The 25,334-nt window shown below is 56.6% G+C and carries 24 protein-coding genes; 16 read left to right on the top strand and 8 right to left on the bottom strand.

Annotation, left to right across the window (positions count from 1 at the left end):
* The first annotated feature begins 21 nt into the window (after positions 1-21).
* Together glnL and ntrC are read left to right on the top strand one after the other, a co-directional pair.
* A complete protein-coding gene (gene glnL / locus VNZ60_RS15310) occupies positions 22-1,104 on the top strand; it encodes a nitrogen regulation protein NR(II) (RefSeq protein ID WP_325660558.1) in 1,083 nt (360 codons plus the stop codon).
* Between the two features lie 58 nt (positions 1,105-1,162).
* Complete coding sequence (gene ntrC / locus VNZ60_RS15305) at positions 1,163-2,686, top strand: nitrogen regulation protein NR(I) (protein ID WP_325660556.1); 1,524 nt, start codon at positions 1,163-1,165, stop codon at positions 2,684-2,686.
* A gap of 46 nt (positions 2,687-2,732) precedes the next feature.
* Here ntrC and prpR read toward each other — a convergent pair whose 3' ends face one another.
* The gene (prpR, locus tag VNZ60_RS15300; RefSeq protein ID WP_325660554.1) at positions 2,733-4,397 is read right to left on the bottom strand and encodes a propionate catabolism operon regulatory protein PrpR; all 1,665 of its coding nucleotides are present in this window, start codon (positions 4,395-4,397) and stop codon (positions 2,733-2,735) included.
* Between the two features lie 281 nt (positions 4,398-4,678).
* On the opposite strand from prpR, the gene prpB reads away from it, so the two are divergent.
* The 9 genes from prpB (at position 4,679) to VNZ60_RS15255 (ending at position 13,481) form a co-directional block, all read left to right on the top strand.
* Positions 4,679-5,569, top strand: coding sequence for a methylisocitrate lyase (gene prpB / locus VNZ60_RS15295; RefSeq protein WP_325660552.1), 891 nt, complete (start codon positions 4,679-4,681; stop codon positions 5,567-5,569).
* 73 nt (positions 5,570-5,642) lie between these two features.
* Positions 5,643-6,803 carry a bifunctional 2-methylcitrate synthase/citrate synthase gene (prpC, locus tag VNZ60_RS15290; protein ID WP_325660550.1) on the top strand — a complete coding sequence of 387 codons (1,161 nt, stop codon included), beginning with the start codon at positions 5,643-5,645 and terminating at the stop codon, positions 6,801-6,803.
* Between the two features lie 140 nt (positions 6,804-6,943).
* The gene (locus VNZ60_RS15285) at positions 6,944-7,369 is read left to right on the top strand and encodes a hypothetical protein (protein WP_325660548.1); all 426 of its coding nucleotides are present in this window, start codon (positions 6,944-6,946) and stop codon (positions 7,367-7,369) included.
* 171 nt (positions 7,370-7,540) lie between these two features.
* Positions 7,541-8,992 carry a bifunctional 2-methylcitrate dehydratase/aconitate hydratase gene (locus VNZ60_RS15280; RefSeq protein WP_325660546.1) on the top strand — a complete coding sequence of 484 codons (1,452 nt, stop codon included), beginning with the start codon at positions 7,541-7,543 and terminating at the stop codon, positions 8,990-8,992.
* A gap of 114 nt (positions 8,993-9,106) precedes the next feature.
* Positions 9,107-10,999, top strand: a complete 1,893-nt coding sequence (locus VNZ60_RS15275; RefSeq protein WP_325660544.1) for a propionate--CoA ligase — start codon at positions 9,107-9,109, stop codon at positions 10,997-10,999.
* A 136-nt stretch (positions 11,000-11,135) separates the two neighbouring features.
* Positions 11,136-11,627 carry an arsinothricin resistance N-acetyltransferase ArsN1 family B gene (locus VNZ60_RS15270; RefSeq protein ID WP_325660543.1) on the top strand — a complete coding sequence of 164 codons (492 nt, stop codon included), beginning with the start codon at positions 11,136-11,138 and terminating at the stop codon, positions 11,625-11,627.
* Positions 11,627-12,517 (top strand): pseudouridine synthase, encoded by an 891-nt coding sequence (locus tag VNZ60_RS15265; RefSeq protein ID WP_325660541.1) that lies wholly within the window; start codon positions 11,627-11,629, stop codon positions 12,515-12,517. Before VNZ60_RS15270 ends, VNZ60_RS15265 begins: the two co-directional genes overlap by 1 nt.
* A gap of 38 nt (positions 12,518-12,555) precedes the next feature.
* Complete coding sequence (locus VNZ60_RS15260) at positions 12,556-12,813, top strand: hypothetical protein (protein ID WP_325660539.1); 258 nt, start codon at positions 12,556-12,558, stop codon at positions 12,811-12,813.
* Between the two features lie 8 nt (positions 12,814-12,821).
* On the top strand, positions 12,822-13,481 hold the full coding sequence (locus tag VNZ60_RS15255) for an esterase/lipase family protein (protein ID WP_325660537.1): 660 nt from the start codon (positions 12,822-12,824) through the stop codon (positions 13,479-13,481).
* On the opposite strand, the gene VNZ60_RS15250 is transcribed toward VNZ60_RS15255, so the two are convergent.
* From VNZ60_RS15250 to VNZ60_RS15230, 5 genes are all read right to left on the bottom strand, one after another.
* Positions 13,478-14,284, bottom strand: a complete 807-nt coding sequence (locus VNZ60_RS15250) for a hypothetical protein (RefSeq protein WP_325660536.1) — start codon at positions 14,282-14,284, stop codon at positions 13,478-13,480. The genes VNZ60_RS15255 and VNZ60_RS15250 overlap by 4 nt on opposite strands.
* Positions 14,281-14,931: an adenylyl-sulfate kinase gene (cysC, locus tag VNZ60_RS15245; protein WP_414648853.1), complete on the bottom strand. Its 651-nt coding sequence runs from the start codon at positions 14,929-14,931 to the stop codon at positions 14,281-14,283. Before cysC ends, VNZ60_RS15250 begins: the two co-directional genes overlap by 4 nt.
* A gap of 293 nt (positions 14,932-15,224) precedes the next feature.
* A complete protein-coding gene (locus tag VNZ60_RS15240; RefSeq protein ID WP_325660534.1) occupies positions 15,225-16,532 on the bottom strand; it encodes an MFS transporter in 1,308 nt (435 codons plus the stop codon).
* Positions 16,529-16,978 carry a MarR family winged helix-turn-helix transcriptional regulator gene (locus VNZ60_RS15235; RefSeq protein WP_325660532.1) on the bottom strand — a complete coding sequence of 150 codons (450 nt, stop codon included), beginning with the start codon at positions 16,976-16,978 and terminating at the stop codon, positions 16,529-16,531. Before VNZ60_RS15235 ends, VNZ60_RS15240 begins: the two co-directional genes overlap by 4 nt.
* A 163-nt stretch (positions 16,979-17,141) precedes the next feature.
* The gene (locus tag VNZ60_RS15230) at positions 17,142-18,284 is read right to left on the bottom strand and encodes an NHL repeat-containing protein (protein ID WP_325660530.1); all 1,143 of its coding nucleotides are present in this window, start codon (positions 18,282-18,284) and stop codon (positions 17,142-17,144) included.
* Between the two features lie 268 nt (positions 18,285-18,552).
* On the opposite strand from VNZ60_RS15230, the gene xth reads away from it, so the two are divergent.
* Positions 18,553-19,320: an exodeoxyribonuclease III gene (gene xth / locus VNZ60_RS15225; protein ID WP_325660528.1), complete on the top strand. Its 768-nt coding sequence runs from the start codon at positions 18,553-18,555 to the stop codon at positions 19,318-19,320.
* An 80-nt stretch (positions 19,321-19,400) separates the two neighbouring features.
* Here the strand turns inward: xth and VNZ60_RS15220 are convergent, their stop codons facing one another.
* Entirely contained in the window at positions 19,401-20,924 is a 1,524-nt protein-coding gene (locus VNZ60_RS15220; RefSeq protein WP_325660526.1) for a leucyl aminopeptidase, read from the bottom strand.
* A 38-nt stretch (positions 20,925-20,962) separates the two neighbouring features.
* Here VNZ60_RS15220 and lptF point away from each other — a divergent pair, with 38 nt between their 5' ends.
* The 3 genes from lptF to VNZ60_RS15205 are packed head-to-tail and all read left to right on the top strand — an operon-like array spanning position 20,963 to position 23,692.
* Entirely contained in the window at positions 20,963-22,102 is a 1,140-nt protein-coding gene (gene lptF / locus VNZ60_RS15215) for an LPS export ABC transporter permease LptF (protein ID WP_325660524.1), read from the top strand.
* Positions 22,099-23,238 carry an LPS export ABC transporter permease LptG gene (gene lptG, locus VNZ60_RS15210; RefSeq protein WP_325660522.1) on the top strand — a complete coding sequence of 380 codons (1,140 nt, stop codon included), beginning with the start codon at positions 22,099-22,101 and terminating at the stop codon, positions 23,236-23,238. The genes lptF and lptG overlap by 4 nt, the downstream gene beginning before the upstream one ends.
* A 34-nt stretch (positions 23,239-23,272) precedes the next feature.
* The gene (locus tag VNZ60_RS15205; RefSeq protein WP_325660520.1) at positions 23,273-23,692 is read left to right on the top strand and encodes a sirohydrochlorin chelatase; all 420 of its coding nucleotides are present in this window, start codon (positions 23,273-23,275) and stop codon (positions 23,690-23,692) included.
* Here the strand turns inward: VNZ60_RS15205 and VNZ60_RS15200 are convergent.
* Positions 23,661-24,584, bottom strand: a complete 924-nt coding sequence (locus VNZ60_RS15200; protein WP_325660519.1) for a LysR substrate-binding domain-containing protein — start codon at positions 24,582-24,584, stop codon at positions 23,661-23,663. The two genes, VNZ60_RS15205 and VNZ60_RS15200, sit on opposite strands and share 32 nt — an antisense overlap.
* Here VNZ60_RS15200 and VNZ60_RS15195 point away from each other — a divergent pair.
* Positions 24,583-24,942 (top strand): hypothetical protein, encoded by a 360-nt coding sequence (locus VNZ60_RS15195; RefSeq protein WP_325660517.1) that lies wholly within the window; start codon positions 24,583-24,585, stop codon positions 24,940-24,942. The genes VNZ60_RS15200 and VNZ60_RS15195 overlap by 2 nt on opposite strands.
* Positions 24,943-25,334: the final 392 nt, after the last annotated feature.

Here is a 25,334-nt window from a genome sequence, read left to right as displayed (position 1 = left end):
TTTTTTAATGAGGATGTCCGGATGCCAATAAAAACTACCGAACGAAACGCACTCGCCAGCCTCGATCTGCTGGCGTCCGCGGTACTGGTGCTGGATCAGCACGGACGCCTGGTGTTTGCCAACGCCGCTGCCGAAAATCTGCTGGAGAGTTCCTGTCGCTTGCTGTTGCAGCAAACCCTGTCGGACCTGTTCCTCAATCCGGAGCAACTGATGGCGATTTTTCAGCAAGCGCTGCAACATCAGTTCGACGATTCGCGCCAGGACCTGATCCTGGAGCGCATGGGGCGCGAACCATTGTGGGTCGACACCATCGTCACCGCGCTCGACAATCCTGAGATGCCGGTACTGATCGAGTTGCGCGAAAACGTGCAGCAACTCAAGCTGGAGCGCGAGGAACGCCTGCTCGACCAGAGCCAGGTCAACAAAGAGCTGATCCGCAACCTGGCGCACGAAATCAAGAATCCCCTGGGCGGCATCCGCGGCGCTGCTCAACTGCTGGAGCTCGAACTGCCGGAGCGCCACGTCAAGGAATTGCGCGAATACACGCAAGTCATCATCAAAGAAGCCGATCGCCTGCAGACTCTGGTGGATCGCCTGCTGGCGCCGCACCGGCTGGCGCAGATCGTCGGCGACGTCAATATCCATGAGGTGTGCGAGCGGGTGCGCAGCCTGATCGTAGCCGAATTCCCGAGCGGCTTGAGCATCAAGCGCGATTACGATTTGTCGATCCCGCAGTTTCGCGGCGACAAGGAGCAACTGATCCAGGCAATTCTGAATATTGCCCACAATGCGGCACAAGCGTTGCAAGAGCGCATCAAAGCGGGCGACGCCGAGCTGATTTTCCAGAGCCGGATAGTGCGGCAAGTGACGCTGGCCAAGGTGCGTTACCGGCTGGCACTAGACTTGCATATCATCGACAATGGACCTGGCATTCCGGTCGAGATTCAAGAACGCATTTTCTATCCGCTGGTATCGGGACGCGATGGCGGCAGCGGTTTGGGCCTGACGCTGGCGCAAACTTTTGTGCAACAACACATGGGCGTCATCGAGTGCGAAAGTCGGCCGGGATACACAGATTTCAGAATTCTGATACCACTACCTTGAAACCTGTGGCGTCATTATGATGACAACAGCTTAACTGACTGCGTGCAGCAGAAAATACATGAAACCAATCTGGATTGTTGACGACGACGAATCGATTCGATGGGTGCTTGAAAAAGCGCTGGCCCGCGAAAACCTGAGCACCAAGAGCTTCTCCAATGCACGCGATGCAATCGAAGCGCTGCAATCGAGCACGCCGCAGGTGCTGGTCTCCGATATCCGTATGCCCGGCGCATCAGGGCTGGAGTTGCTGCAAACCGTCAAAGCCAAGTTTCCCGGCGTGCCGGTGATCATCATCACCGCATTTTCCGATCTTGATTCTGCCGTTGCGGCGTTTCAAGGCGGCGCTTTCGAATACCTGGCCAAGCCGTTCGATGTCGACAAGGCTGTCGAACTGATACGGCGCGCGCTGGAAGAAAGCTTGCGCGAAGCGAATGTCGAGCAAGCCTCTGCCGAGACCCCGGAAATCCTCGGACAAGCGCCGGCCATGCAAGATGTGTTTCGCGCCATCGGCCGCTTGTCGCAATCGAACGTGACGGTGCTCATTACCGGCGAATCGGGGACCGGTAAGGAACTGGTCGCGCGTGCCTTGCACAAGCACAGCCCGCGCGCATCGCAACCGTTCATCGCTCTCAATACCGCAGCGATTCCGAAAGATTTGCTGGAATCGGAATTGTTCGGGCATGAGCGCGGCGCGTTCACCGGCGCCCAGGCATCACGCCGCGGCCGCTTTGAACAAGCCGAAGGCGGCACTTTGTTCCTGGATGAAATCGGCGACATGCCGTTTGATCTGCAGACGCGTCTGTTGCGCGTGTTATCTGACGGCCATTTCTATCGGGTTGGCGGCCACCAGTCCTTGAAAGCCAACGTCCGCGTGATCGCCGCCACCCACCAGAATCTTGAAACGCGGGTACGAGAAGGCCTGTTCCGGGAAGACTTGTATCACCGTCTGAATGTGATCAGGCTGCGCTTGCCGAGCTTGCGCGAGCGGCGCGAAGACATCCCTATCCTGACTCGCTACTTCCTTAGCCAAAGCGCCAAGCAGCTAGGGGTTGAAAGCAAACGCGTCTCTGACAACGCCATGCGTTTCATGAGCGGCCTGGAATTGCCGGGCAATGTCCGTCAGCTGGAAAACCTGTGCAACTGGATTACTGTGATGGCGCCAGGGCAGACCGTCGAGATCAAGGATCTGCCGCAGGATCTGGTCGAGGGCCGGGACCAAAGCATGCAGCTGGAAAGCCCGGCCAACCGGCCGGTAGCGTTTGATCCGCATCTTTCAGCACCGGTTGCCGCCGCCGCGCAATATCCTGAAACATCGCAGCCGGCAGCAGTTCAAGCCGCCAGCAGCGGCGACAAGCAAAGCTGGATTGCTTTGCTGGAGGCTGAAGCGGCGCAGATGCTCAGTAATGGCGATGCGGATGTGATGGATGTGCTGGGGCGGCAATTTGAATCGGCCTTGATCAAGATGGCGTTGCGTCATACGCATGGCCGCAAGAACGATGCGGCGGTACGTCTCGGCATCGGCCGCAATACCATCACGCGCAAGATTCAGGAATTAGGCATAGCCGGCGCCAAGGACGATTGATTGCGGAGTGAGGTTGGCCGATTCGTTGCTGAATTCGTAGCCAAATTCATCGCTCCTGCAGCTCTCTCAATTTACGCCATAAAGTAGTGCGGCTGATTCCCAGGTATTGGGCCGCTGCCGCACGATTTCCATCAAATCTTGCCAATGCTTGCACCGCCGATTCAGTGAGCGGCGGCGCTGCTGCCGGTGTCGCCACGTCGGCGTCGGCCCCGGCGCTCGCTAGCTCCGGCGCTACCGTCAACAGGAAAGCCGGCGTCAGCGAGCGCAATGGTTCTGCCGCCAGGAACAAGGCAACCCGCTCCATCAGATTGCGCAGTTCGCGCACATTGCCGGGCCATGCATAACTTTCCAGCAAGGCCGCGCAAGCCACTACCTCGGCGTGCAGATTGGCGTGCGGCCGCACTTCCAGCGACGCCAGCGCATGCTTCAAACACCATTCCGCCAGCGCTACCAGATCCTCCGGTCGCGCGCGTAGCGGCGGCAGATTCAGGCGCAAGACACTGATGCGATAAAACAGGTCGGCGCGAAAACTGCCGTCGCGCACCCGTTGTTCGAGGTCGCAATGGGTGGCGCTGATGATGCGGACATCGACGGCGATCGGGCGGGTCGAGCCTACCCTGACCACTTCACGTTCTTCCAGCACACGCAACAAACGGGTTTGCAGCGCCAGCGGCATTTCGCCGATTTCATCGAGGAACAGCGTGCCGCGGTGGGCGGCCTCAAACAAGCCGGCACGGCCGCCGCGGCGCGATCCAGTGAAAGCGCCTTCTTCGTAACCGAACAGCTCGGACTCCAGCAGCGATTCAGCAATCGCGCCGCAGTTCACTGCAACAAAAGGACGGTTGCTTTTGCCGCCGGCGGTGCCTTGCGCTACCGGATGTTCGCGGTGGATCGCTTGTGCCGCCAGTTCTTTGCCGCTGCCGGTTTCGCCATGAATCAAGACGGTCGCCGGCGAACGCGCAAACAGCGTCACCGATCTGCGTATCGCTTCCATCGCGTCCGAACTGCCACGCAAATCATTGATGCCGTGTTTGGCCCGTAATGTGTCGATGACCGGATAACCACGGCCGCGCGTCGATTCCAGCTGGAGCTGAGTCAAGCGCGCCAGTTCAAGCGCATCGTTGAATGCTTGCCGGATCGAGGCGGCGGAATACACAAAGATACCGGCCAGCCCGGCTTCCTCGGCCAGGTCGGTGATCAGGCCGGCGCCTACGATGGCCTTGATGCCGCTCGCTTTCAAGTCGTTGATCTGGGCCCGGGCGTCTTCTTCGGTAGCGTAGCTGCGTTGCTCGATGTTGAGGTCGAACGACGCTTGAAACTCTGCCAGCGCCGGCATCGACGCCTGATAGGTGATGACGCCGACATGCGGCGTGATCTTGCGCGCCCGCGCCAGCGCCTGCATCACATCGAAGCCGCTGGCTTTGGCGATGATGACCGGCACCGACAAGCGGCTTTTCAGATATGCGCCGTTGGAACCGGCGGCGATCACGGCGTCGCAGCGTTCGGTCGCCAGCCGTTCGCGGATGTGCTGGACGGCGTCTTCGAAACCTAATTGGATAGGTGCGATATTGGCTTGATGATCAAATTCCAGCGTGATGTCGCGGAACAGATCGAACAAACGCGATACCGAGACGGTCCAGATGACCGGCAGGTCGTTATTGTCGCGGCCGTTGGACGGAGAGGGCGGGAGGGAGGGCAAGGGGCGGGCCATATGTTATCGATGTTTCATTGATGTTTCATGATTGTTTCAAATAAGGTATTTGAAACGCAGTATGGAACATCGAGGACCACAATGCAACCATCGCGCAATCATCCCGATGGTGTTGCGGCGCAAGCGCAAGTGCCTGATTTCAAATAAATAGTTGCCATGATCGAGTGAAAGACAGGGGAATTCCGGGTGGCTGCGGCAGCGATGGCATGACGCTTGCAATATTGCTGTATTGGTTTTTCCATGAAACCGCTAAACCGTTGAATTCAAGACAAGGTGACGATATGACGCAATATTCCGCAGGCGCCGCATTCAGACAAGCCGTTCGCGAAGAATCGCCGTTGCAGGTGGTAGGTGCGATCAACGCCAATCATGCCTTGCTGGCCAAGCGCGCCGGTTTCAAGGCGATTTATTTATCCGGCGGCGGCGTTGCGGCCGGCTCGCTGGGTTTGCCGGATCTGGGCATTTCCAATCTGGACGACGTCCTGACCGATGTCCGGCGCATCACCGATGTCTGCGATCTGCCCCTGCTGGTGGATGTCGACACCGGCTTCGGTTCCTCCGCGTTCAATGTCGCCCGCACCGTCAAAGCCATGATCAAGTTCGGCGCTGCCGCCATGCATATCGAAGACCAGGTGGGCGCCAAACGTTGCGGCCATCGTCCCAACAAGGAAATCGTCAGCAAGCAGGAAATGGTGGATCGGATCAAGGCTGCGGTCGATGCCCGCACCGACGACAATTTCGTCATCATGGCGCGCACCGATGCGCTGGCGGTGGAAGGCCTGGAGGCGGCGATGGAACGTGCGGTAGCTTGCGTGGAAGCCGGCGCCGACATGATTTTCCCGGAAGCGATCACCCAGCTCGATATGTATAAAACATTCGCGGCGGCGGTCAAGGTGCCGGTGCTGGCGAATATCACCGAATTCGGCGCGACGCCGCTGTTTACGGTGGATGAGCTGAAATCGGCCGATGTCGGTTTGGTGTTGTATCCGTTGTCGGCTTTCCGCGCCATGAACAAGGCTGCCGAAAACGTCTACACCGCACTGCGCCGCGACGGCACCCAGAAGAACGTGATCGACACCATGCAAACCCGCGCCGAACTGTATGAACGCATCAACTATCACGAGTTCGAGCAAAAGCTGGATGCCTTGTTTGCGCAGCAAAAGGCGAAGTAAGCGATAAATAAGCGATGCATAAGTGAGATTCAGTATTTGAATCCTGATCAAATAAATCGAATAGGAGATATACATGAGTGAACAACAGCCAGTAGTAGCCGCCTTCAAGCCGAAAAAATCGGTGGCCCTGTCCGGCGTCACCGCCGGCAACACCGCACTGTGCACCGTCGGCAAGACCGGCAATGATCTGCACTATCGCGGCTACGACATCCTGGATATCGCCGACAGTTGCGAGTTTGAAGAAATCGCCCATTTGCTGGTACACGGCAAACTGCCGACCAGCGCTGAACTGAAAGCCTACAAGACCAAGCTCAAGGCACTGCGCGGCTTGCCCGCCAACGTCAAGGCCGCGCTCGAATGGTTGCCGGCCGCATCGCATCCAATGGATGTGATGCGCACCGGGGTCTCGGCGCTGGGTTGCATCCTGCCGGAAAAAGACGATCACAATACGCCCGGCGCGCGCGACATCGCCGACCGCTTGATGGCTTCGCTCGGTTCGGTGCTGCTGTACTGGTATCACTATAGCCACAACGGCAAGCGCATCGAAGTGGAAACCGACGACGAATCGATAGGCGGCCATTTCCTGCATTTGCTGCACGGTGAAAAACCTTGCGCGTTGTGGGAAAAAGCGATGCATACCTCGCTGATTCTCTATGCCGAACATGAATTCAATGCATCGACTTTCACCGGCCGTGTAATTGCCGGCACCGGCTCCGATATGTACTCGGCGGTCACCGGCGCTATCGGCGCTTTGCGCGGCCCGAAGCACGGCGGCGCCAATGAAGTCGCCTTCGAAATCCAGAAGCGTTATGACAATCCGGATGAAGCTGAAGCCGATATCAAGAAGCGCGTCGAAAACAAGGAAGTGGTGATCGGCTTCGGCCACCCGGTGTACACCATCTCCGATCCGCGCAACAAGGTGATCAAGGAAGTCGCGCGTAACTTATCCAAGGATGCCGGCTCCCTGAAGATGTTCGATATTGCCGAACGGCTGGAAACGGTGATGTGGGACATCAAGAAAATGTTTCCTAACCTGGATTGGTTCTCCGCCGTCTCATATCACATGATGGGCGTACCGACCGCCATGTTTACACCGCTGTTCGTGATTGCCCGCACCTCCGGCTGGGCCGCGCACATTATCGAACAACGGATAGACAACAAGATTATTCGTCCATCGGCGAATTATGTCGGCCCAGAAGATTTAAAATTTGTCCCGATTGGCAAACGCAAATAGCGCCTGTATGCAACACGCCGCAACACGCAATACCGGCGCTTGAGCGAGCCAATAGATTGTCCCATTGTTACCGGAGTTGTTTTTTTAGCCAGCAATGGGACTCATCCACCGCTTATTTAACGCCTTAGGGCCGGGACAACATGATTGCTAATGCATTGAACTGCGCAACGAATTGCGCATCGAATTTCTACCGTACTGCTGCTGCTTTGACACTGACCGCCTTGCTGGCAGCTTGCGGCTCCAGCGTGCCGCTGGAAGAGAGCAAGCCGCAAGCCAGTTCGCCGAATCTCTTGAATCTGGCGCCGGCACCAGCGGCGACTCTGCTCACCGGCAATTTTCATTGCGAATTGAGCAACCGGGTTGATCTCGCCAGCGCCGGCAACGGCGAGGTCAAATTGACCTGGAAAGGCCGTAGCTATCCGATGACAACGGTCAGCACCACCACCGGCGCGGTGCGCCTGGAAGATAAAGCTAGCGGCCTGGTGTGGATTCAGATTCCAGCCAAGTCGATGCTGCTAAATTCCAAGCTGGGGCAACAGCTGGCGAACGAATGCAAGCTGGGCTGATTCCTTGAATGTGAGGCGTGCGGTAAGTCGATGACAGTGTTGCCGAATAACGCGGAGCTTGCACTTTGAGCTCCGCTTAGCAGATGCAATTTTTAGATGTTTTTTTGCTTCAATCTTTAATTTCAATAATTTTAATAATTACGCTTCAATCTATATCTATCAAGGAAAACAATGTCCGCTCACATCTCCAACGTCCGCCCAAAATACGACAAAGTGCTGGTCGATATCGTCGACTACGTGACCAAATACAAGATCACCTCCAAGCTTGCCTACGACACCGCGCGCAACTGTCTGATCGATACCTTGGGCTGCGGCCTGGAAGCGTTGGAGTATCCGGCCTGTAAAAAACTGATGGGACCGATTGTGCCGGGCACCGTGGTGCCAAACGGCGCTAAAGTGCCAGGCACGCAATTCCAGCTCGATCCGATCCAGGCTGCGTTCAACATCGGCGCCATGATCCGCTGGCTGGATTTCAACGACACCTGGCTGGCCGCCGAATGGGGTCATCCGTCCGACAATCTGGGCGGCATCCTGGCCACCGCCGACTGGCTTTCACGCAACGCCATCGCCGCCGGCAAAAAGCCGTTGAAGATGAAAGACGTACTGACCGCGATGATCAAGGCGCACGAAATCCAAGGCTGCATCGCGCTCGAAAATTCCTTTAACAAGGTGGGCCTGGACCACGTGGTGCTGGTCAAGGTGGCGTCGACCGCGGTGGTAGCAGAAATGATGGGCCTGACCCGCGAAGAAATTCTGAATGCGGTATCGCTGGCATGGGTCGACGGCCAGTCCTTGCGTACCTATCGTCATGCACCGAACACCGGTTCGCGCAAATCCTGGGCTGCCGGCGACGCTACTTCGCGCGCGGTGCGCCTGGCCTTGATCGCCAAGAGCGGCGAAATGGGTTACCCATCGGTGCTGACCGCCAAGACCTGGGGTTTTTACGATGTGCTGTTCAAAGGCCAGCCGTTCAAGTTCCAGCGCAAGTACGAATCGTATGTGATGGAAAACGTGCTGTTCAAGATTTCCTTCCCGGCCGAATTCCATTCGCAAACCGCAGTCGAAGCCGCCATGACCTTGCACGCAGAATTGGCCAAGGCCGGCAAGTCGGTGGATGACATCAAGAAGATCACGATCCGCACCCACGAAGCCTGCATCCGCATCATCGACAAGAAGGGGCCGCTGAACAATCCGGCCGACCGCGATCACTGCATCCAGTACATGGTTGCCGTGCCGCTGATTTTCGGCCGCCTGACCGCTGGCGATTATGAAGACAAGGTGGCTTCCGACAAGCGTATCGATGTCCTGCGCGACAAGATCGTTTGCGTCGAAGACAAGGCGTTCACCAAGGATTACCACGATCCGAAGAAGCGCTCGATTGCGAATGCCATGACAGTTGAATTCAAGGACGGCAAGAAGCTCAAGGAAATCGTGGTCGAATATCCGATCGGCCACGCGCGCCGCCGCAAAGACGGCATCCCGTTGCTGGAAGCCAAGTTCAAGATCAACCTGGCGCGCCAGTTATCGGTCAAGCAGCAGCAGAAAATCCTGGATGTCTCGCTGGATCAGAAAAAGCTGGAAGAGATGGCAGTCAACGAGTATGTTGATTTGTATGTGATCTGATAAAAATTGCGCCCCGCCTTGACGGGGCGCAATTGCGATAGGTGCCGGAAACATGCCACAGAAGCATGTGTACCTTTGCGCCCTGTGGTTCTTTATAAGAAGCAAGGAGACAGCATGAGTTTCGCCACGTTTTACCAACGCTCGATCAGCGATCCGTCGACCTTCTGGACCGAGCAAGCCAGGCGGATCGACTGGCATCACCCGTTTTCTCAAGTACTTGACGACAGCCGGCCGCCGTTTGCCAGATGGTTTGTCGACGGCACTACCAACCTGTGTCACAACGCGGTGGACCGCTGGGTCGCAACGCGCGGCGAGCAGCCGGCCCTGATCGCGATTTCGACCGAAACCAATACCGAAAAAACCTATTCCTTCCGCGAGCTGCAGGCCGAAGTCAATCGCACTGCCGCCATCATGCAGTCGCTAGGCGTGGGGCGTGGCGACCGGGTCTTGATCTACATGCCGATGATCGCCGAGGCGACCTTTGCCATGCTGGCGTGCGCCCGCATCGGCGCCATCCATTCGGTGGTGTTCGGCGGCTTTGCATCAAACAGCCTGGCGAGCCGGATCGACGATGCGACACCCAAGCTGATCGTCTCCGCCGACGCCGGTTCACGCGGCGGTAAGATACTGCCCTACAAGGGTTTGCTGGATGAGGCGATCAAGCTGGCGCAGCACAAGCCGGCGCATGTGCTGCTGGTTAATCGCGGTTTGGCTGCGATGGAGTTGGTGGCGGGCCGGGATGTCGACTATGCCGAGCAACGCCAGCGTCATATCGACGCCAAGGTGCCGGTAGTCTGGCTGGAGTCGAACGAGGCGTCCTATATCTTGTACACCTCCGGCACCACCGGCAAGCCCAAGGGCGTGCAGCGCGATGTCGGCGGTTACGCGGTGGCGCTGGCGACCTCGATGGACGCCATCTTTTGCAGCAAGCCGGGCGGGACATTTTTCTGTACTTCCGACATCGGCTGGGTGGTCGGACACTCCTACATCGTCTATGGACCTTTGATTGCAGGCATGGCGACGGTGTTGTACGAAGGCCTGCCGATCAGGCCGGATGGCGGCGTCTGGTGGAGCATCGTCGAGAAGTACCAGGTGACGCGCATGTTCTCCGCGCCGACTGCGATCCGGGTCCTGAAAAAACAGCCGCCGGAGCTGATGCAGAAATACGATCTGTCGTCCTTGCAGGCGCTATATCTGGCCGGCGAGCCATTGGATGAAACTACATCGAGCTGGATTTCGTCGGCGCTCGGCGTGCCTATCGTCGACAACTATTGGCAAACCGAATCCGGCTGGCCGATCATGACCATCGCCAAGAACATCGAGAACAAGCCGAGCAAGCTAGGCAGCCCCGGCGTGCCGATGTACGGCTACAAAGTGCAGTTGCTGAACGAGGCCAGCGGTGAGTTATGCGGCGCCAATGAAAAAGGCGTGGTGGTGATCGAATGGCCATTGCCGCCGGGGTGCATGCAAACCATCTATGGCGACGACCAGCGTTGTGTCGATACTTACTGGGCCACGCATTTGCCCGATTCCGGACGCCCGGTTTATTCGACCTTCGACTGGGGTATCCGCGATGACGACGGTTACTATTTTATTCTCGGGCGCACTGACGATGTCATCAATGTCGCCGGTCATCGGCTGGGCACGCGCGAAATAGAAGAGAGTATTTCCAGCCATCCGAATGTATCGGAGGTAGCTGTGGTCGGCGTCGAAGATAAGCTGAAAGGGCAGGTGGCGGTGGCTTTCGTGATTCCCAAAGTGGCGGACAATACGGCGCAGGGGCGAGCTGCGCTGGAGGCGGAGATCATGCGTGTGGTCGAGCAGCAGATCGGCAGCGTCGGCCGGCCGGCGCGGGTGTATGTGGTGGGTTTGTTGCCGAAAACCCGGTCCGGAAAATTGCTGCGCCGTTCGATCCAGGCCATTTGCGAAGGGCGCGATCCAGGCGATCTGACCACCATCGAAGATCCGTCTTCCTTGCAGCAGATCAAGGATGCCTTGCTTGGCTGATCCGGTATCGGACAAGGGTGGTCATATGGCTAAGTGCACATGGCTAGTTGCATGCGGCTAATTTGGCTGGCGCCGCCAAGCACAGGCGATTGCACGGTATGATTGTGCATTCGCCCGTGTAACCTGACCTTTCGCCATGACCCACATCATTCGCCCGGCAACCATCGCCGATGCAGCCGCCATCTGCGACATCTACAATCCCTATATCCGCGACACCTTCATCAGTTTCGAAACCGAGCCGGTGACGCCCGAACAGATGGGCCATCGCATCATCGATATCACGGCCAATTTTCCCTGGCTGGTATGTGTCGAGAACGAGCAGATCGTAGGTTATGCCTACGTCACTAAATGGCGTGCGCGCGCAGCTTACCAGCATGCGGTCGAGAGTTCGGTATATCTGTCTGAGGCAGCGGCAGGCAAGGGGTTCGGCAGCGCGCTGTATCGCGCCTTGATCGAAGAACTGAAGAAACTGCCGGTGCACGTCGTGATCGGTGGCATCGCCTTGCCGAACGCGGCCAGCGTCGCCTTGCACGAAAAGATGGGCTATGAAAAAGTAGCACACTTCGCCCAGGTCGGCAGGAAATTCGATCGCTGGATCGATGTCGGGTATTGGCAACGGGTGTTGTGATGGCACAGTCGCCGCCGCTGCCGATTGTCGATGGCGTTGCACCAAGTTATCTATGGCTGCCGGCGGGCGCATGGCCAAATTTGCTGGAGTTCCTGGAGCACCGTTTCCCGGCTGTAGCGCGCGCTGACTGGGTGGCGCGCATGGCGCGCGGCCACGTGGTCGACGGCAACGGCTTGCGCCTGACACCGGATAGTCCTTACCAGCGCGGTACTTGCATTTTCTATTATCGCGAGCTGGAAGCCGAGACGCCGATCCCATTTGAAGCTTCTATCCTGTATCAGGACGAGCGGATACTGGTGGCCGACAAACCGCATTTCCTGCCAGTGATCCCGACCGGGCGGTTTTTGCACGAAACCCTGCTGGTCCGGCTAAAGAAAAAAACCGGCCTGGCGCATTTGACGCCAATTCATCGACTCGACCGGGAAACTGCCGGAGTGGTGATTTTCTCCCACGACCTGGCCAGCCGCGGCGCGTATCAATCGCTATTCCAGCAACGGCTGGTCGACAAGACCTACGAGGCGCTGGCGCCGACCAGGCCGGATCTGGTGCTGCCCCTGGTGTACCGCAGCCGCATGGTGGACGGCACGCCGTTTTTCCGCATGCAGGAAGTGGCCGGCGAACCGAATTCGGAGACCCGCATCGAGCTGATCGAGCGGCGCGAGACATGCAGCCTCTACCGGCTGCGCCCGCTGACCGGCAAAAAACACCAACTGCGCGTACATTTGGCAGCATTGGGGATAGCGATTATCAACGATACCTTTTACCCCGATGTGTATCCCTGCAAAGGCGACGATCTGTCGGCGCCCTTGAAGTTGCTGGCGCGGGAAATTGCCTTTGTCGACCCGCTGGACGGGCGGCAGCGCCGTTTCGCCAGCCAGCGTGAACTTTAAATAATATTGGAACAGATGAGAAATATCAGGAGAACGCAATGAGATCAACCCGAGCCACTGCGGCAGTCGAACGTCTCAATGCCCGTAGCACCGATGTGCGGTATTCGATGGTCAGGACCGCCGAGGAGCTGTTTTACCTGACGCAGAACGCCGGCTTTGAAGCACCGATCCGGCTCAGCGAGGCGCTTGAGCTGGATGCTTTCGTCAAGTTCGTGAATGCCTATGGCCCGCAAAAGCCAAAGCGCATCAGCAAGCTCGACGTCGCGTTTGAAAAGCAGCTGCAGAAAAAAGACTAGGCAGCGTCATGAGCGATCAGCGGCCCGAGAGTGCGAAGGTACATGCCATCCTGGTGCATGGCATGGGGCGCACGCCGCTGTCTATGCTGCTGCTCGCCAAACGCTTGCGCGCGGCGGGGATCAGCACCCATCTGTTTGCCTATTCGGCTGCGTTTGAACGCTGGTTGCCTTGTGTCGAACGCCTGCGTAAATTCATCACGGCCAGGGTCGGCGAGCAACGCTTCATCATCATCGGCCATTCGTTGGGCTGCGTATTGACGCGGGCGGTATTACCGCACTTGGCGCGGGCGCCGGAACTTGGCGTGTTCCTGGCGCCACCGACCAAGGCCTCCAGCTATGCCATCAAACTGGCGCAGTGGCGTTTGTTCCGCCTGATTACAGGTGAAATGGGTCAGTTGCTGGCGCGCCAGGATTTCATGGATAGCTTGCCAATCCCGCAGATTCCCTTGCGCGTGTATGCCGGCACCAAAGGCCCGCGCGGCAGCTGGACGCCGTTTGGCGATGAACCGAACGACGGCGTCCTGTCGGTGAAAGAAGTACAACTGGGCACAATACCGGTGCAATTGCTGCCGACCATCCATACCATCATCATGAATTCGCGGCAGGTGGCTGCTGACATCGTGACAGTCGTGCAGACTGGCTCAGAGGACGACGGGTTTCCCGGCTAGGCAACTTCGCAAGCTTCACCGGCTTTGTAGACCTCGCGTAAATCGGCTAGCCTCCCGGTCGCGTATCGATACAGTTGATTGTCGAGCTGGTTCTGCCGGTTGAACTCCTGGTACAAGCGCTCGCCGATTTCGCTTCTGATGGTTTCTTCTTGGCTGAACGTGTCTGAACGATTCGCATGTTCCGGACGTAGCATTAACTGAGGGAAAATTGCGCGATACGCGTGTTCAATTACTTGGAGTGATTGCGCGTATTTCTCGACTACGCCAATTACCGGCCAACTTTCCAATAGTGTGCGCGCTTCCAGAAAATTCGCTTCCGTTGCCTGTGCCGCAAGTATGCCTTGATCGGTAAAGGAGGCCGAAGACAAGTGAACGACCTGATAGTTTCGAATCACCACACCACCCGGTGCGCCAGATAAAGCCCAGTCCAAATAGTCTGCGAAAGTGCCGGAAGTTGCTTCCCTGAACGGTTGCAACGGGTCTTTGCGAGTAAATTCGTATACCGACCGAGCTCGTAAAAGCGGATTTCTCAAAAAAACTATCGGCAGCGCATTGCGATGTGGAAGCGGAGGCCGCGCCAGGTGGCTGGATAGCGCTTTTATCGTTGGATTTTTTTTCAAGAATTCGTGCAGGTCCGCGCTGGTTCTCAGATCATGCGCGTGACTGCCCTCGTAACTTGTCCATTGGCTGTGGAAATACTGTTGCAGGGCCATATCGACGCTGGTACCTGCGTTTTTGAAGATATGGTAATGAATAATTACGGGACGATCCACATTCCCTTGGGTTAAATGAGGGTTATTCATATCGATGATGAATCGAGCAAGTTCAGGATCATCTGAACCCCTGTTTCAACTGCGATGAAACTGCAGTCGATAACTGCATTTGGGTTTTCGGGAGATTCATAGAGACTGTCAATGCCGGTCATGTTGTGAAGTTGACCTGACCTGGCTTTTTTGTATAAACCTTTTGGGTCTCTCTGTTCGCACACGTCTAATGGCGTGTTGATATAGACCTCAATAAAATTCGCAGCGCCAATGAGTTCCCTGGCTATTTCCCGTTCCTTATGAAACGGCGAAATGAACGCGGTTATCACGATTAGCCCTGCGTCCATCATCATTTTGGCGACCTCGGATGTACGGCGTATATTCTCCGCACGACCGCTTTTGCAGAATCCCAGGTCTTTGTTTAAGCCTTTGCGAACATTGTCGCCGTCGAGGATGTAGGAGTGTCTACCCATCGCATGCAACTTCAGCTCTAAGGCATTGGCGATAGTTGATTTTCCTGATCCGGGTAAGCCAGTGAGCCATACCACCTTGGCGGCATGGCCGTTGAGTTTTTCACGATCGGCCTGAGTAATGGCGAAGAGTTGCGTGTGCAATTCTCTCGCCCGATATCCGCTCTGCAGATTGGTGTCGCGGGCGATCGTCAGATTGTTGAAGCGGTTAGCCAAAGGAACCTCTATTTTTTGCTTGAGTAACGTTACCAAGTACAAAAATATTTATGTCGATATGATTTATACGAATTCTAGCGTGCACGATTCCGCTAGCCGGTAACAGACCGTATTGATTTGCATCGATTTGTAGCAATTGAGGGGTGACAGCGAGGTGAGTTACAAATTGGCTTTCGCATTGCGGGAAAGCACTCGGTATTGTAATTTTTTCAGACCCTTTGGCAGGGCGCGGCAGGCGGTACAAGCAGCGTTCCGCTTCTTTCCCCCGCTTACGAAGGAAAGAAGCCGTGCTATCAACGATTCATTGCTGGTGCGGCAGGTATCAGGTCGCCACCAACGTGATGGCCTTTGATCCGCAACACCATCACCGCAGCCACGATGCAAGCCGCGCCCATCAGCATCGACGACAGGGTATAACTGCCCAGGCTGTTACGCAGCGAACCGGCCAGCATGGTGGCGCTGGCGGCGCCTAGTTGATGGCCGGCGACGATCCAGCCAAACACGATAGGCGCAGCCAGCCGGCCGAATACATCGTTGGCCAGGCGCACGGTTGGCGGCACGGTGGCAATCCAGTCGAGTCCATAAAACAGGGCAAAGACCGGCAAGCCGAAATAGCTGAGGCCGAATGCATGCGGCAGGAAAATCAGCGCTATGCCGCGCAAACCGTAATACCAGAACAACAGCACGCGGGCATTGAAACGATCCGACAGCCAGCCCGACATGGTGGTGCCAAACAGATCGAGCAGGCCCATGGTGGCGAGAATGCTGGCGCCGCCGACTGCTGAAATGCCATAGTCGCCGCACATGGCGATGAAATGCGAACCGATGTAGCCGTTGGTGCTCATGCCGCAAATGAAAAAGCTGAAGAACAACAGCCAGAAATCGCGGATTTTTACGGCCTTGCCTAAAGCTTCGAACGCTATCGTCAAGGGATTTTTAGATTTGCCGGCGGCTTCCGGCGGCAGATCTTCAAACTGGCCGTAGCGTTTCATGCCGATATCTTGTGGCCGTTCCGGCAAGAAGATCGCCACCAGAGGGATCGCCAAGGCGGCGACGCTGGCCACCAGGATGGCCACCGAACGCCAGCCGAAATGCTCGACCATATACGCCATCAGCGGCAGGAACACCATCTGGCCGGTGGCCGAGCTGGCAGTCAGCAGGCCCATCGCCAGGCCGCGCCGGGTTTCGAACCAGCGGCTGACGATGGTGGCCGCCAGTGTGTTGGCGGCGACGCCGCTACCGGCTCCTACCAGAATGCCCCAGGCCAGCACCATGTGCCAAGGCATCGTCATGAAAGTGCTGAGGAAAGTGCCGACCGCCAGCAGCACCAGCGCCCCGAGCACCATCGGCCGGATGCCGTAGCGCTGCATGGCAGCCGCCGAGAACGGCCCGATCAAACCATATAGGGCGATGTTGACCGAGATGACGAAAGAGATGGTGGTGACGCTCCAGCCGAATTCATGCTCTAGCGGCAGGATCATCACCGATGGCGTGGCGCGGATGCCGGCGGCGCTCAGCAGCACCAGGAAAGTGACGCCGACGATGATCCACACGTAGCTGAAACGTGTGCGCGACATGATTGCTTGTATGGTCTGGTTCATAAGATGGCATTTTCGTTTTGTTCAAATTTCGCGTTTGCGTCATCGACCAGGCTCATCAAGGCATGATGGGTCTGATCACCCAATATCGTATTGATTACGTCTTGTGCTTTGCGCCAGTTCGGCTTGGACTGCTTCCACTTGAGTTGTCCGTCGCTAGTCAGGCTGACCCCGAACGAACGTTTGTCGGTCAGCATTTCCAGCGGCAGATCGACGGTCTGAATCCAGCCGGCGCTGATCAAGGGCTTGAGCGTGCGGCTCATGGTGCTGCGATCCATGCCCATGCTGTGCGCCAGCGGAATCACGCCGATCGGGCCGTATTTGCCGATCCTGGCCAGCAAGGAATACTGGCTGATGGTGAGTTCGTCAGCGGCAAGATAGTGATCGTAGATATTGGTCATCTTGCGCGTAAGCTGTCGCAGCGTCGAGCAGCTGCATTGGCTTTCCATTTGCTTTCCTTTTTTTTGTGCACATACATCTATGTATATGCATACTACAGATTGGATCTGGGAGATGTCAACTGACTTGTTGTAATTTGATGCGAGAGGAGACGTTTGAGAGAAGGATCATGCCAGATTTGCAATTCCTGTAAATCTGGCCCGGTGGACGTGCTTAAAATTTAAAAAGACATAAGCAGGACGAGGAGTCGCTGCTTCTTAATAAGGTGCTGACCTGTCCAGCGGGCGTCACTTTACGAATCAGATTGTTGCCGCTATCGGCAACAAATATATTGTTCGCCGTATCGCTAGCGATCCCCATCGGCTGGTCGAATCGCGCATTATTGCCGCCGCCATCGGTGTTACCCGCCATTCCGGCCGCGCCCGCCAGGGTGCTGACCACGCTGGTTTGGGACAGATTGCGAATCAGCTGATTGCTGGTGTCGCTCACGTGGATATTGCCGGCGCTATCGATCACAATGCCGTACGGTTGATTAAAGCGGGCGCGTTGCCCGCTGCCGTCATTGCTGCCGGCGGCGCCCGCTGTTCCTGCCAAGGTAATTACGTCGCCGCTGGCACTCAGCTTGCGAATCGTATTGTTATTGGTATCTGCGATGTACAGATTTGCTGCGCTGTCGATTGCGATACCACGCGGAAAATTGAATTGCGCATGGCTTCCGTTACCGTCCGTATCTCCCGGATTACCTGCTGCTCCCGCCAATGTTGTCACCACGCCCGCAGCTGTGATCTTGCGCACGGTATGGTTACCGGTATCGGTCACGTACAGATTGCCGGCGGAGTCGCGCGTAATTCCCCAGGGTTGATTGAAGCGGGCATTTCCCGCCGTGCCGTCGTCCTGGCCGGCTTGTCCGGCGCTCCCGGCCAGAGTCGAGACAAGCCCGGCAGAGCTCACCTTGCGGATTGTATGGTTGAGAGTATCGGCCAGATACAGGTTGCCGGCCACATCGATAACGATGCCGCCGGGATGGCTGAACCGCGCTTGCTGTCCGCTGCCATCTGCGCTGCCGTCATTACCGGCGCTACCAGCCAGGGTGCTGACGACACCGTCGGCAGTGATTTTACGGAGGGTGTTGTTAGCCGTGTCGGTCACGAACAGATTGCCGCCGGCGTCAATCGCGATAGCGCTGGGCTGGTTGAAGCGCGCGTTGTTGCCGCTGCCGTCGCTGCTGCCTGCCTGGGTAATCGGCGTAGTAGTCGCGCAACTGGTTTGATCTGTGCGGCAGCATGCCGTCAACAACAGGCTGAGCAGGCCCAGCAGGCAGAGGGAGAGTCCGGCAGGTAATCGGTTAACTCGCATGTAATCCCTTGATAAGTGAGTCCTGCTAAGTGAGCTCGGATAAGCAGGATATAAGCCGGATTGCGTATGGACAGCAACAGCATTAGAAATGGTTGATGCCGAATTGATATGGGAATATTACCGGATTCCGGGGATTCCTCGGAAGCAAATAAAGTTGACATAGGCCGAGATGGTGGCGAGTGCTTCCGATACCGGCTGGGGATGCAGCCGCAGCTTGTAGTAAAGTGCGGGATATGCGTAGCCCCCTAATATTTTGAAGAAATTAAATATGCAGAAAATAGCAACCTGGAACGTCAACTCACTCAAGGTCCGCCTGCCGCAAGTGCTGCAATGGCTGGCTGATAATCCGGTGGATGTATTGGCCCTGCAGGAAACCAAGCTGACCGACGATAAATTCCCCGCAGCGGAAATCGAGGCGGCCGGATATCACGTGGTGTTCAGCGGCCAGAAGACCTATAACGGCGTGGCCATCCTGTCACGCCATCCGATCACCGATGTGGTCAAGAACAACCCGTTATACGAAGACCTGCAACAACGGATTATCGCCGCCACCATCGACGGCATGCGGATTGTCTGCGCCTATATTCCTAATGGCCAGTCGCCCGATTCTGAGAAATATCAATACAAGCTGAAGTGGCTGGACGCCTTGCACGACTGGCTGCAGGACGAGTGCAAGCAACATCCGAAGCTGGCTTTGATGGGCGACTACAATATTGCGCCGGAAGACCGCGATGTCCATGATCCTGCCGCATGGGTAGGGCAGAACCTGGTGTCGCCGCCCGAGCGCGCCGCGTTCGCGCGCTTGCAAGGGCTGGAGCTGACCGATGCATTCCGTATGTTTGAGCAGCCGGAGAAATTGTTCAGCTGGTGGGATTACCGGCAGATGGGGTTCCGCCTGAACCGCGGCATGCGGATCGACCATATCCTGTTGTCGCCGCCGTTGGCAGCGCAGTGCAGCGCTTGTGTGATCGACAGGGTGCCGCGCAAATGGGAGCAACCGTCGGACCATGCGCCGGTGATTGCTACGCTGGGCTAAGCCTGAGTTTCGCAGATGCGGAAATAAAAACGGGGTGTCGGCAGTAATGCCGACACCCCGTTTTCCATGCTAGCTGCTGATTACTTGGCCGCAGCAGCGCGATTCATCAGGAAGGTAGTCAGCAAAGCCACCGGCCGTCCGGTCGCGCCCTTAGCTGCGCCACTCTTCCATGCAGTACCGGCGATATCCAGATGAGCCCAAGTGTATTTCTTGGTGTAGCGCTCCAGGAAACAGGCTGCGGTAATGCTGCCGCCGGCCGGGCCGCCGATGTTCGCCATGTCGGCAAAGTTCGACTTCAACTGCTCCTGATAGGCATCTTCGATAGGCATGCGCCAGGCGGTGTCGCCGGTCGCCTTGCCGGCGCTGAGCAACTCGTTCGCCAGCGCATCATGCGCGCTGTCGTGACGGGTGAACAGTCCCGAGTTGTGGTGACCGAGCGAAGTGACGCAAGCACCGGTCAGTGTCGCGATATCGACCACCGCAGCTGGTTTGAAGCGCTCGACGTAAGTCAACGCATCGCACAGCACCAGGCGGCCTTCGGCGTCGGTGTTCAAGACCTCGATGGTCTGGCCCGACATCGAAGTGACGATGTCGCCAGGTTTGGTGGCGGTACCGGACGGCATGTTCTCGGTGGCCGGAATGACGCCGATCACGTTCAGCTTCAGCTTCAGTTCAGCGATGGCGCGGATGGTGCCGAGCACCGAACCGGCGCCGCACATGTCGTACTTCATTTCATCCATGCCGGAGCCGCCCTTGAGCGAGATGCCGCCAGTGTCAAAGGTGATGCCCTTGCCGACCAATACCGTCGGCGCATCTTTGGCTTTGCCGCCCAGATGCTTGATGATGATGAACTTCGGCGCTTCGCCGCCGCCGCGCGCGACTGACAGGAAACTGCCCATCTTCAAGGCTTCCAGCTGTTTGCGGTCGAGTACTTCGACCGTCAGCTTGAATTCCTTGGCCAGTTTCTTGGCGGTGTTGGCGAGGTAAGTCGGGGTGCAGACATTGCCCGGCAGGTTGCCCAGTTCCTTGGTCAGATCGATGCCGTTGGCCAGCGCCTGGCCTTCTGCCACGGCTTCCTTGGCAACAGCGGCCTTTGCGGCAGCGACCAGGAATGCAACTTTCTTGATGCCAGATAATGTTGTTTCTTTTTTACTTTTCAGAGTGTCCGAGCGATAGCTGTTTTCGCGCAGCACCAGGATGCTGCTACGGATCGCCCATGCCAGATCGCGTTCAGGGGTTTGCTTAACTACGCCGTCAAACGGCAGCGCCAGCAAGGCGTCGTTGCCGCCCAGAGTCGACAGCACGCGTGCCACGCACAGAGCCGCCATCGACATAACCTTGTCGTTCAGCTCGCCATCCGGGCCGAGGCCGATCAACAGGACGCGCTCAGCGGCGACGCCTGCAACTTTACGCAACAGCAGGGTGGAGCCTGGTTTCCCGGAAATATCTCCGGACTTTAGTGCAGCAGTGATTTCACCAGATTTGTCAAGAGCTTGCGCTTGTGGCGAGAGTTTCTTGTTTTCATAGATCCCGACTGCGATACAGCCGGCTTTCAGAGAGGCAATTGAGGTTTTTGCGTCATTGGTTTTTATGCTAAAGTCCATCACTTACTCCTTTTTTTGATCCGCAATTATATTCCCCAATGATCTTTCAGCGCGCACTACGACGCGAATTAATTAGCACCGCCGGTGCAGTTTTTACTACGCTCTTCACAATTATCATCACGGTGATGCTGATCAAGATTCTGGGACAAGCAGCCGGAGGACAGATTGCGTCCCAGGACGTGGTCGCGCTGATCGGTTTTCAATCCCTGAATTACATGCCGATCCTGTTGATCCTGACCGGCTATATCTCAGTGCTGCTGGTGGTCACGCGCAGTTACCAGGACTCGGAAATGGTGGTCTGGTTTGCCTCCGGCCAGAGCCTGGTGCGCTGGATTCAGCCGGTGCTGTGGTTCGGCCTGCCCATCATTGTGCTGACCGCCATCCTGAGTTTTGTGGCGACGCCGTGGGCCAACAGCCAGAGCGCGCAATACCGCGAACGCTTTGAAAAGCGTGAAGACATCTCCAGGGTTTCGCCTGGCAAGTTTCAAGAGTCGGCGGCGGCTAACCGGATCTTCTTTGTGGAAGGACTTTCCGGCGATAGCAGCAAAGTCAAAAATGTCTTCGTGAATACCCAGCAAGATGGCAAGAACAGCATCGTAGTGGCCAAGGAAGGCAACGTCGAGCTGGACAAGAATGGCGATAAATTCCTGATTTTGTCGCAAGGGCGGCGTTATGACGTGCTGTCCAGCCAGAACGAATTCCGGGTGATGGAATTCGAACGTTACGGGGTGCTGGTGGCAAGTAATTCGCAAGCGGTGAGTGGCGATAAATCGGCGCGCGCCTTGCCTACCGCCGATTTATTAAAAGACCGCAACGGTTTCAATATGGGCGAGTTGCTGTGGCGCCTGTCGCTGCCGTTGATGGCGCTGATCCTGATGTTGCTGGCGATACCGCTGGGTTTTGTCAATCCGCGGGTAGGGCGCTCGGGCAGCCTGGTGATAGCGCTTTTGCTGTATATCACCTATAGCAATGTGGTCAGTATTTTTCAAGCGTCGGTGGTGCAGGGCCGGACCTCGTTCGGGCTGGCCTGGTGGCCTATGCATCTGGTGGTGCTGATCATCATCGGCTTGCTGTTCTTGTGGCGTCTGAACGTGAATAGCCGCTACCACCCGCTGGTCATGTGGTCCGCTGTCAAGCATGCGCGCCTGATAAAAATTAAACGAACGGCGGCAACATGAAGGTCTTGCAACGTTATTTCACTTCCGAGATCGTGCGCTCTGTCTTGTTCACGCTGGCGGCGTTTCTGGCGCTGTTCGCCTTCTTTGACTTGACGACCGAGTTGCCGTCGGTCGGTCACGGCGGCTATAAATTGCAGCATGCCTTCTTTTTTGTCTTGCTGGGTTTGCCGAGCTACGCTTATGAACTGATGCCGATCGCGGCCCTGATCGGTACGATTTACACCTTGTCGCAATTCGCTGCGCGTTCCGAATTTACCATCATGCGGGTCTCCAGCATGTCGACCATGATGACTGCCAAGATCCTGTTCAAGATCGGTTTGCTGTTTGTGGTGGCCACCGTATTGATCGGAGAATTGGTTGCCCCCAAAAGCGCCGAGTTTGCCGAGAAGGTGAAATTGCAAGCCAAGGGAGCGTCGATTTCGCAAAAATTCAAGACCGGTTTATGGAGCAAGGATGTGATACGGGCCGGGGCCGACGGCGCCAGCGGCGATATCGTCGGTTCGCGCTTTATCAATATCGGCGAAATCCGCCCGAACGGGCAACTGGTGGGCGTCAAACTTTACGAATTCGATCGCAACATGCATATGTCGGCCATGATTCTGGCCAGCCATGCCGATTATCAGGGCAAGCATATCTGGCGTATGGATGATGTGGTGCAGACCGATTTCGTCAACGGCGCTTCTACGGCAGACATCACCGGCTCGATCGCCACCAAGAAATTCCCAAGCAAAGACCTGGTTTCGGAAATTACACCGGATATCCTGTCGGTCCTGTTTGCCGATCCGGATCATATGTCGGCATACAATTTATGGGCTTATTCCCAGCATCTGGCGGAGAACAACCAGCATACCGAGCGCTACGATATCGCGTTCTGGAAAAAGCTGGTTTACCCCTTGTCGGTATTCGTAATGATGGCGCTGGCCCTGCCGTTTGCCTATCTGCATTTCCGTACCGGCGGCGTCAGCCTGAAGATATTTACCGGTATCATGATCGGTGTCAGCTTTCAATTGGTCAACACGCTGTTTTCGCATCTTGGCCTGCTCAATACCTGGCCGCCTTTTTTCACCGCGGCCTTGCCGAGCACCATCTTCCTGCTGATCGCCATTGGCGCCTTGTGGAAGATTGAGCGGCATTAGCGTCACATCACGCCTTGTTTAGATCGGGTCGTCTATGTCTGAATCTCAACCTCAGCCTCAGCCGGTATCGCAGCAAGCGCTTATCCTGTTTGCCCACGGCGCACGCGATCCAAACTGGGCTGCGCCGTTCGAGTCTTTGCAACAGTTGATCCAGCGGCAGCGGCCGCAGTTGCTGGTCAAACTAGCTTTCCTGGAGTTGATGCAACCGGATCTGCCGCAACTGCTGCAGCAACTGGCTGCCGCCGGCGTGAGCGAGGTAAGCGTGGTGCCGGTATTTCTAGGGCAGGGCGGCCACGTACGGCGTGATTTGCCGGGATTGATCGCGCAGGCTCAGCAACAACATCCGCATCTGACGATCACGGTGGCGCAGGCGGTTGGCGAGCAGCCGGATGTGCTGAACTCCATCGCCGAATACTGTATATCTACTGTGCCTTCCCCGAATCCTCTCCCCTAATGCTTGCGGATGTCTGCTTGCCTTTGGCTTGCAGCCAGGCGATAAAGTTGGCCAGCACCGGGTCTTGTTGACTGGGCCGGAACAGCAGGTGAAATCCTTTATCCTGCAAACGCAAATCGGGAAATAGCGGCAGCAAGGCGCCATGTGCCAGATCGTCTTCGATCAAAGCTAGCGAACCCATGGCAACCCCAAGATCGGTGAGCGCTGCCTGCAAACTTAAAAAGAAATGTTCGTAGATCTGGCCGGGCAACTGGCCTTTGATCGGCACGCCGGCTTCGCCAAACCAGCGGGTCCATGTTTCCGAGCGGCTCGACAGATGCAGCAAGGATGCCTGCAGCAGATCGGCCGGGCTGCTGAATTGATGTTGCTGCAGGTAACGCGGCGACGCCACCGGCGTCAGTACATCGTCCAGAAAACGTATGCATTCGTACTCGGCGCGATGCATGGGGCTGCGTCGTATCAGTACGTCGAACGGCTCCTTGATGGCGTCGACCGCAACCGTCGAGGTGGTGACGCGAATCTCGACGCGCGGATTCTCTATCTGAAACGACGACAGCCGAGGAATCAGCCAGCGCATCGCCATCGACGGTGTGCAACTGACGCGGATGATGCGTATCTGGCCGGTATTGAGCAGCTGTTCTGCGGCCAATGAGATGCGATCCAGTCCGGCTTTGACGTCGGCAAAAAATATCCGCGCCGCCGCAGTCGGCTCGACCCCGCGCTGTCCTCTGACAAACAAGGTCTGATCGAAATGCTGTTCCAGCAATTTGATTTGCTGGCTCACTGCACTGTGCGTCAGGTGCAGTTCGGCAGCCGCCAGCGTCAGACTGCCGGTACGCACCACGGCTTCGAATACGCGTAGCGGCTTAAGCGGTGGCAAGCGTGTTTTCATGTTAAAAAAACTTATATTTCAAATAGATAATGTGGCTTTAAGGAAAGCCTGGAACCGCCTATTCTACATTCATTGCATCGGGAATATACCCGATGAAAATAGTCTGTATGCTAACCAATTGGAGCTTGGCATGATGTTTTCCAACATATTTTCTAATATTAGATTGCGGGCTTTTGTTCCCTCCGCCTGGCTGCAAAAGGTGGCGCTGGCAAGTCGCATTGGCGCGCTGGACGCGGAGCAGGTTTATCTTGCAGCGGCCCTGGATCATGAGGATCTGGAGCGGCGTCTGCAGGTGCTGGATTGTCGGCACGGATCGCTGTTGCACACATTGCGCGTGATGAAAAACGGTTCTTATTGATGGCGCTGATGGCGCTGGATTTGGCCGCTTGCCATCGCGATGTGATCAGGCGGGTTCGGCAATACATATTTTTTGGTGAATGTAAAGCTTTTTTACTTGACAGAATAGCTAGCAGGAAATATAATCCCCGGCATTGCATCACATGGAGGTCCATATCTTGGACAGTTGTTCTAGTAGTAAACGTGGATGGGTCCTCAGCCCGGCACATAGCGCATAATCTTTAGCAGACCTCCCTCCGCTACAGCTTGTGCATTATGCGAGCTGTAGTATCGATTGCAAAATCGTCGTTGCAAAATCATCGCGGCAAATTGTTTTACACAGTGCCGTAGCGATACTCCCATCCGTTTTTCGTAAGACCGTTTTTCGCGCTGCCGTTGGGCGGATTGCGATCT

The sequence above is a fragment of the Collimonas sp. genome (assembly GCF_035566375.1).
Lineage (GTDB): Bacteria > Pseudomonadota > Gammaproteobacteria > Burkholderiales > Burkholderiaceae_D > Collimonas.
Note: the sequence above shows the minus strand (reverse complement) of the source record. Positions and strands in the feature narration are given on the sequence as shown.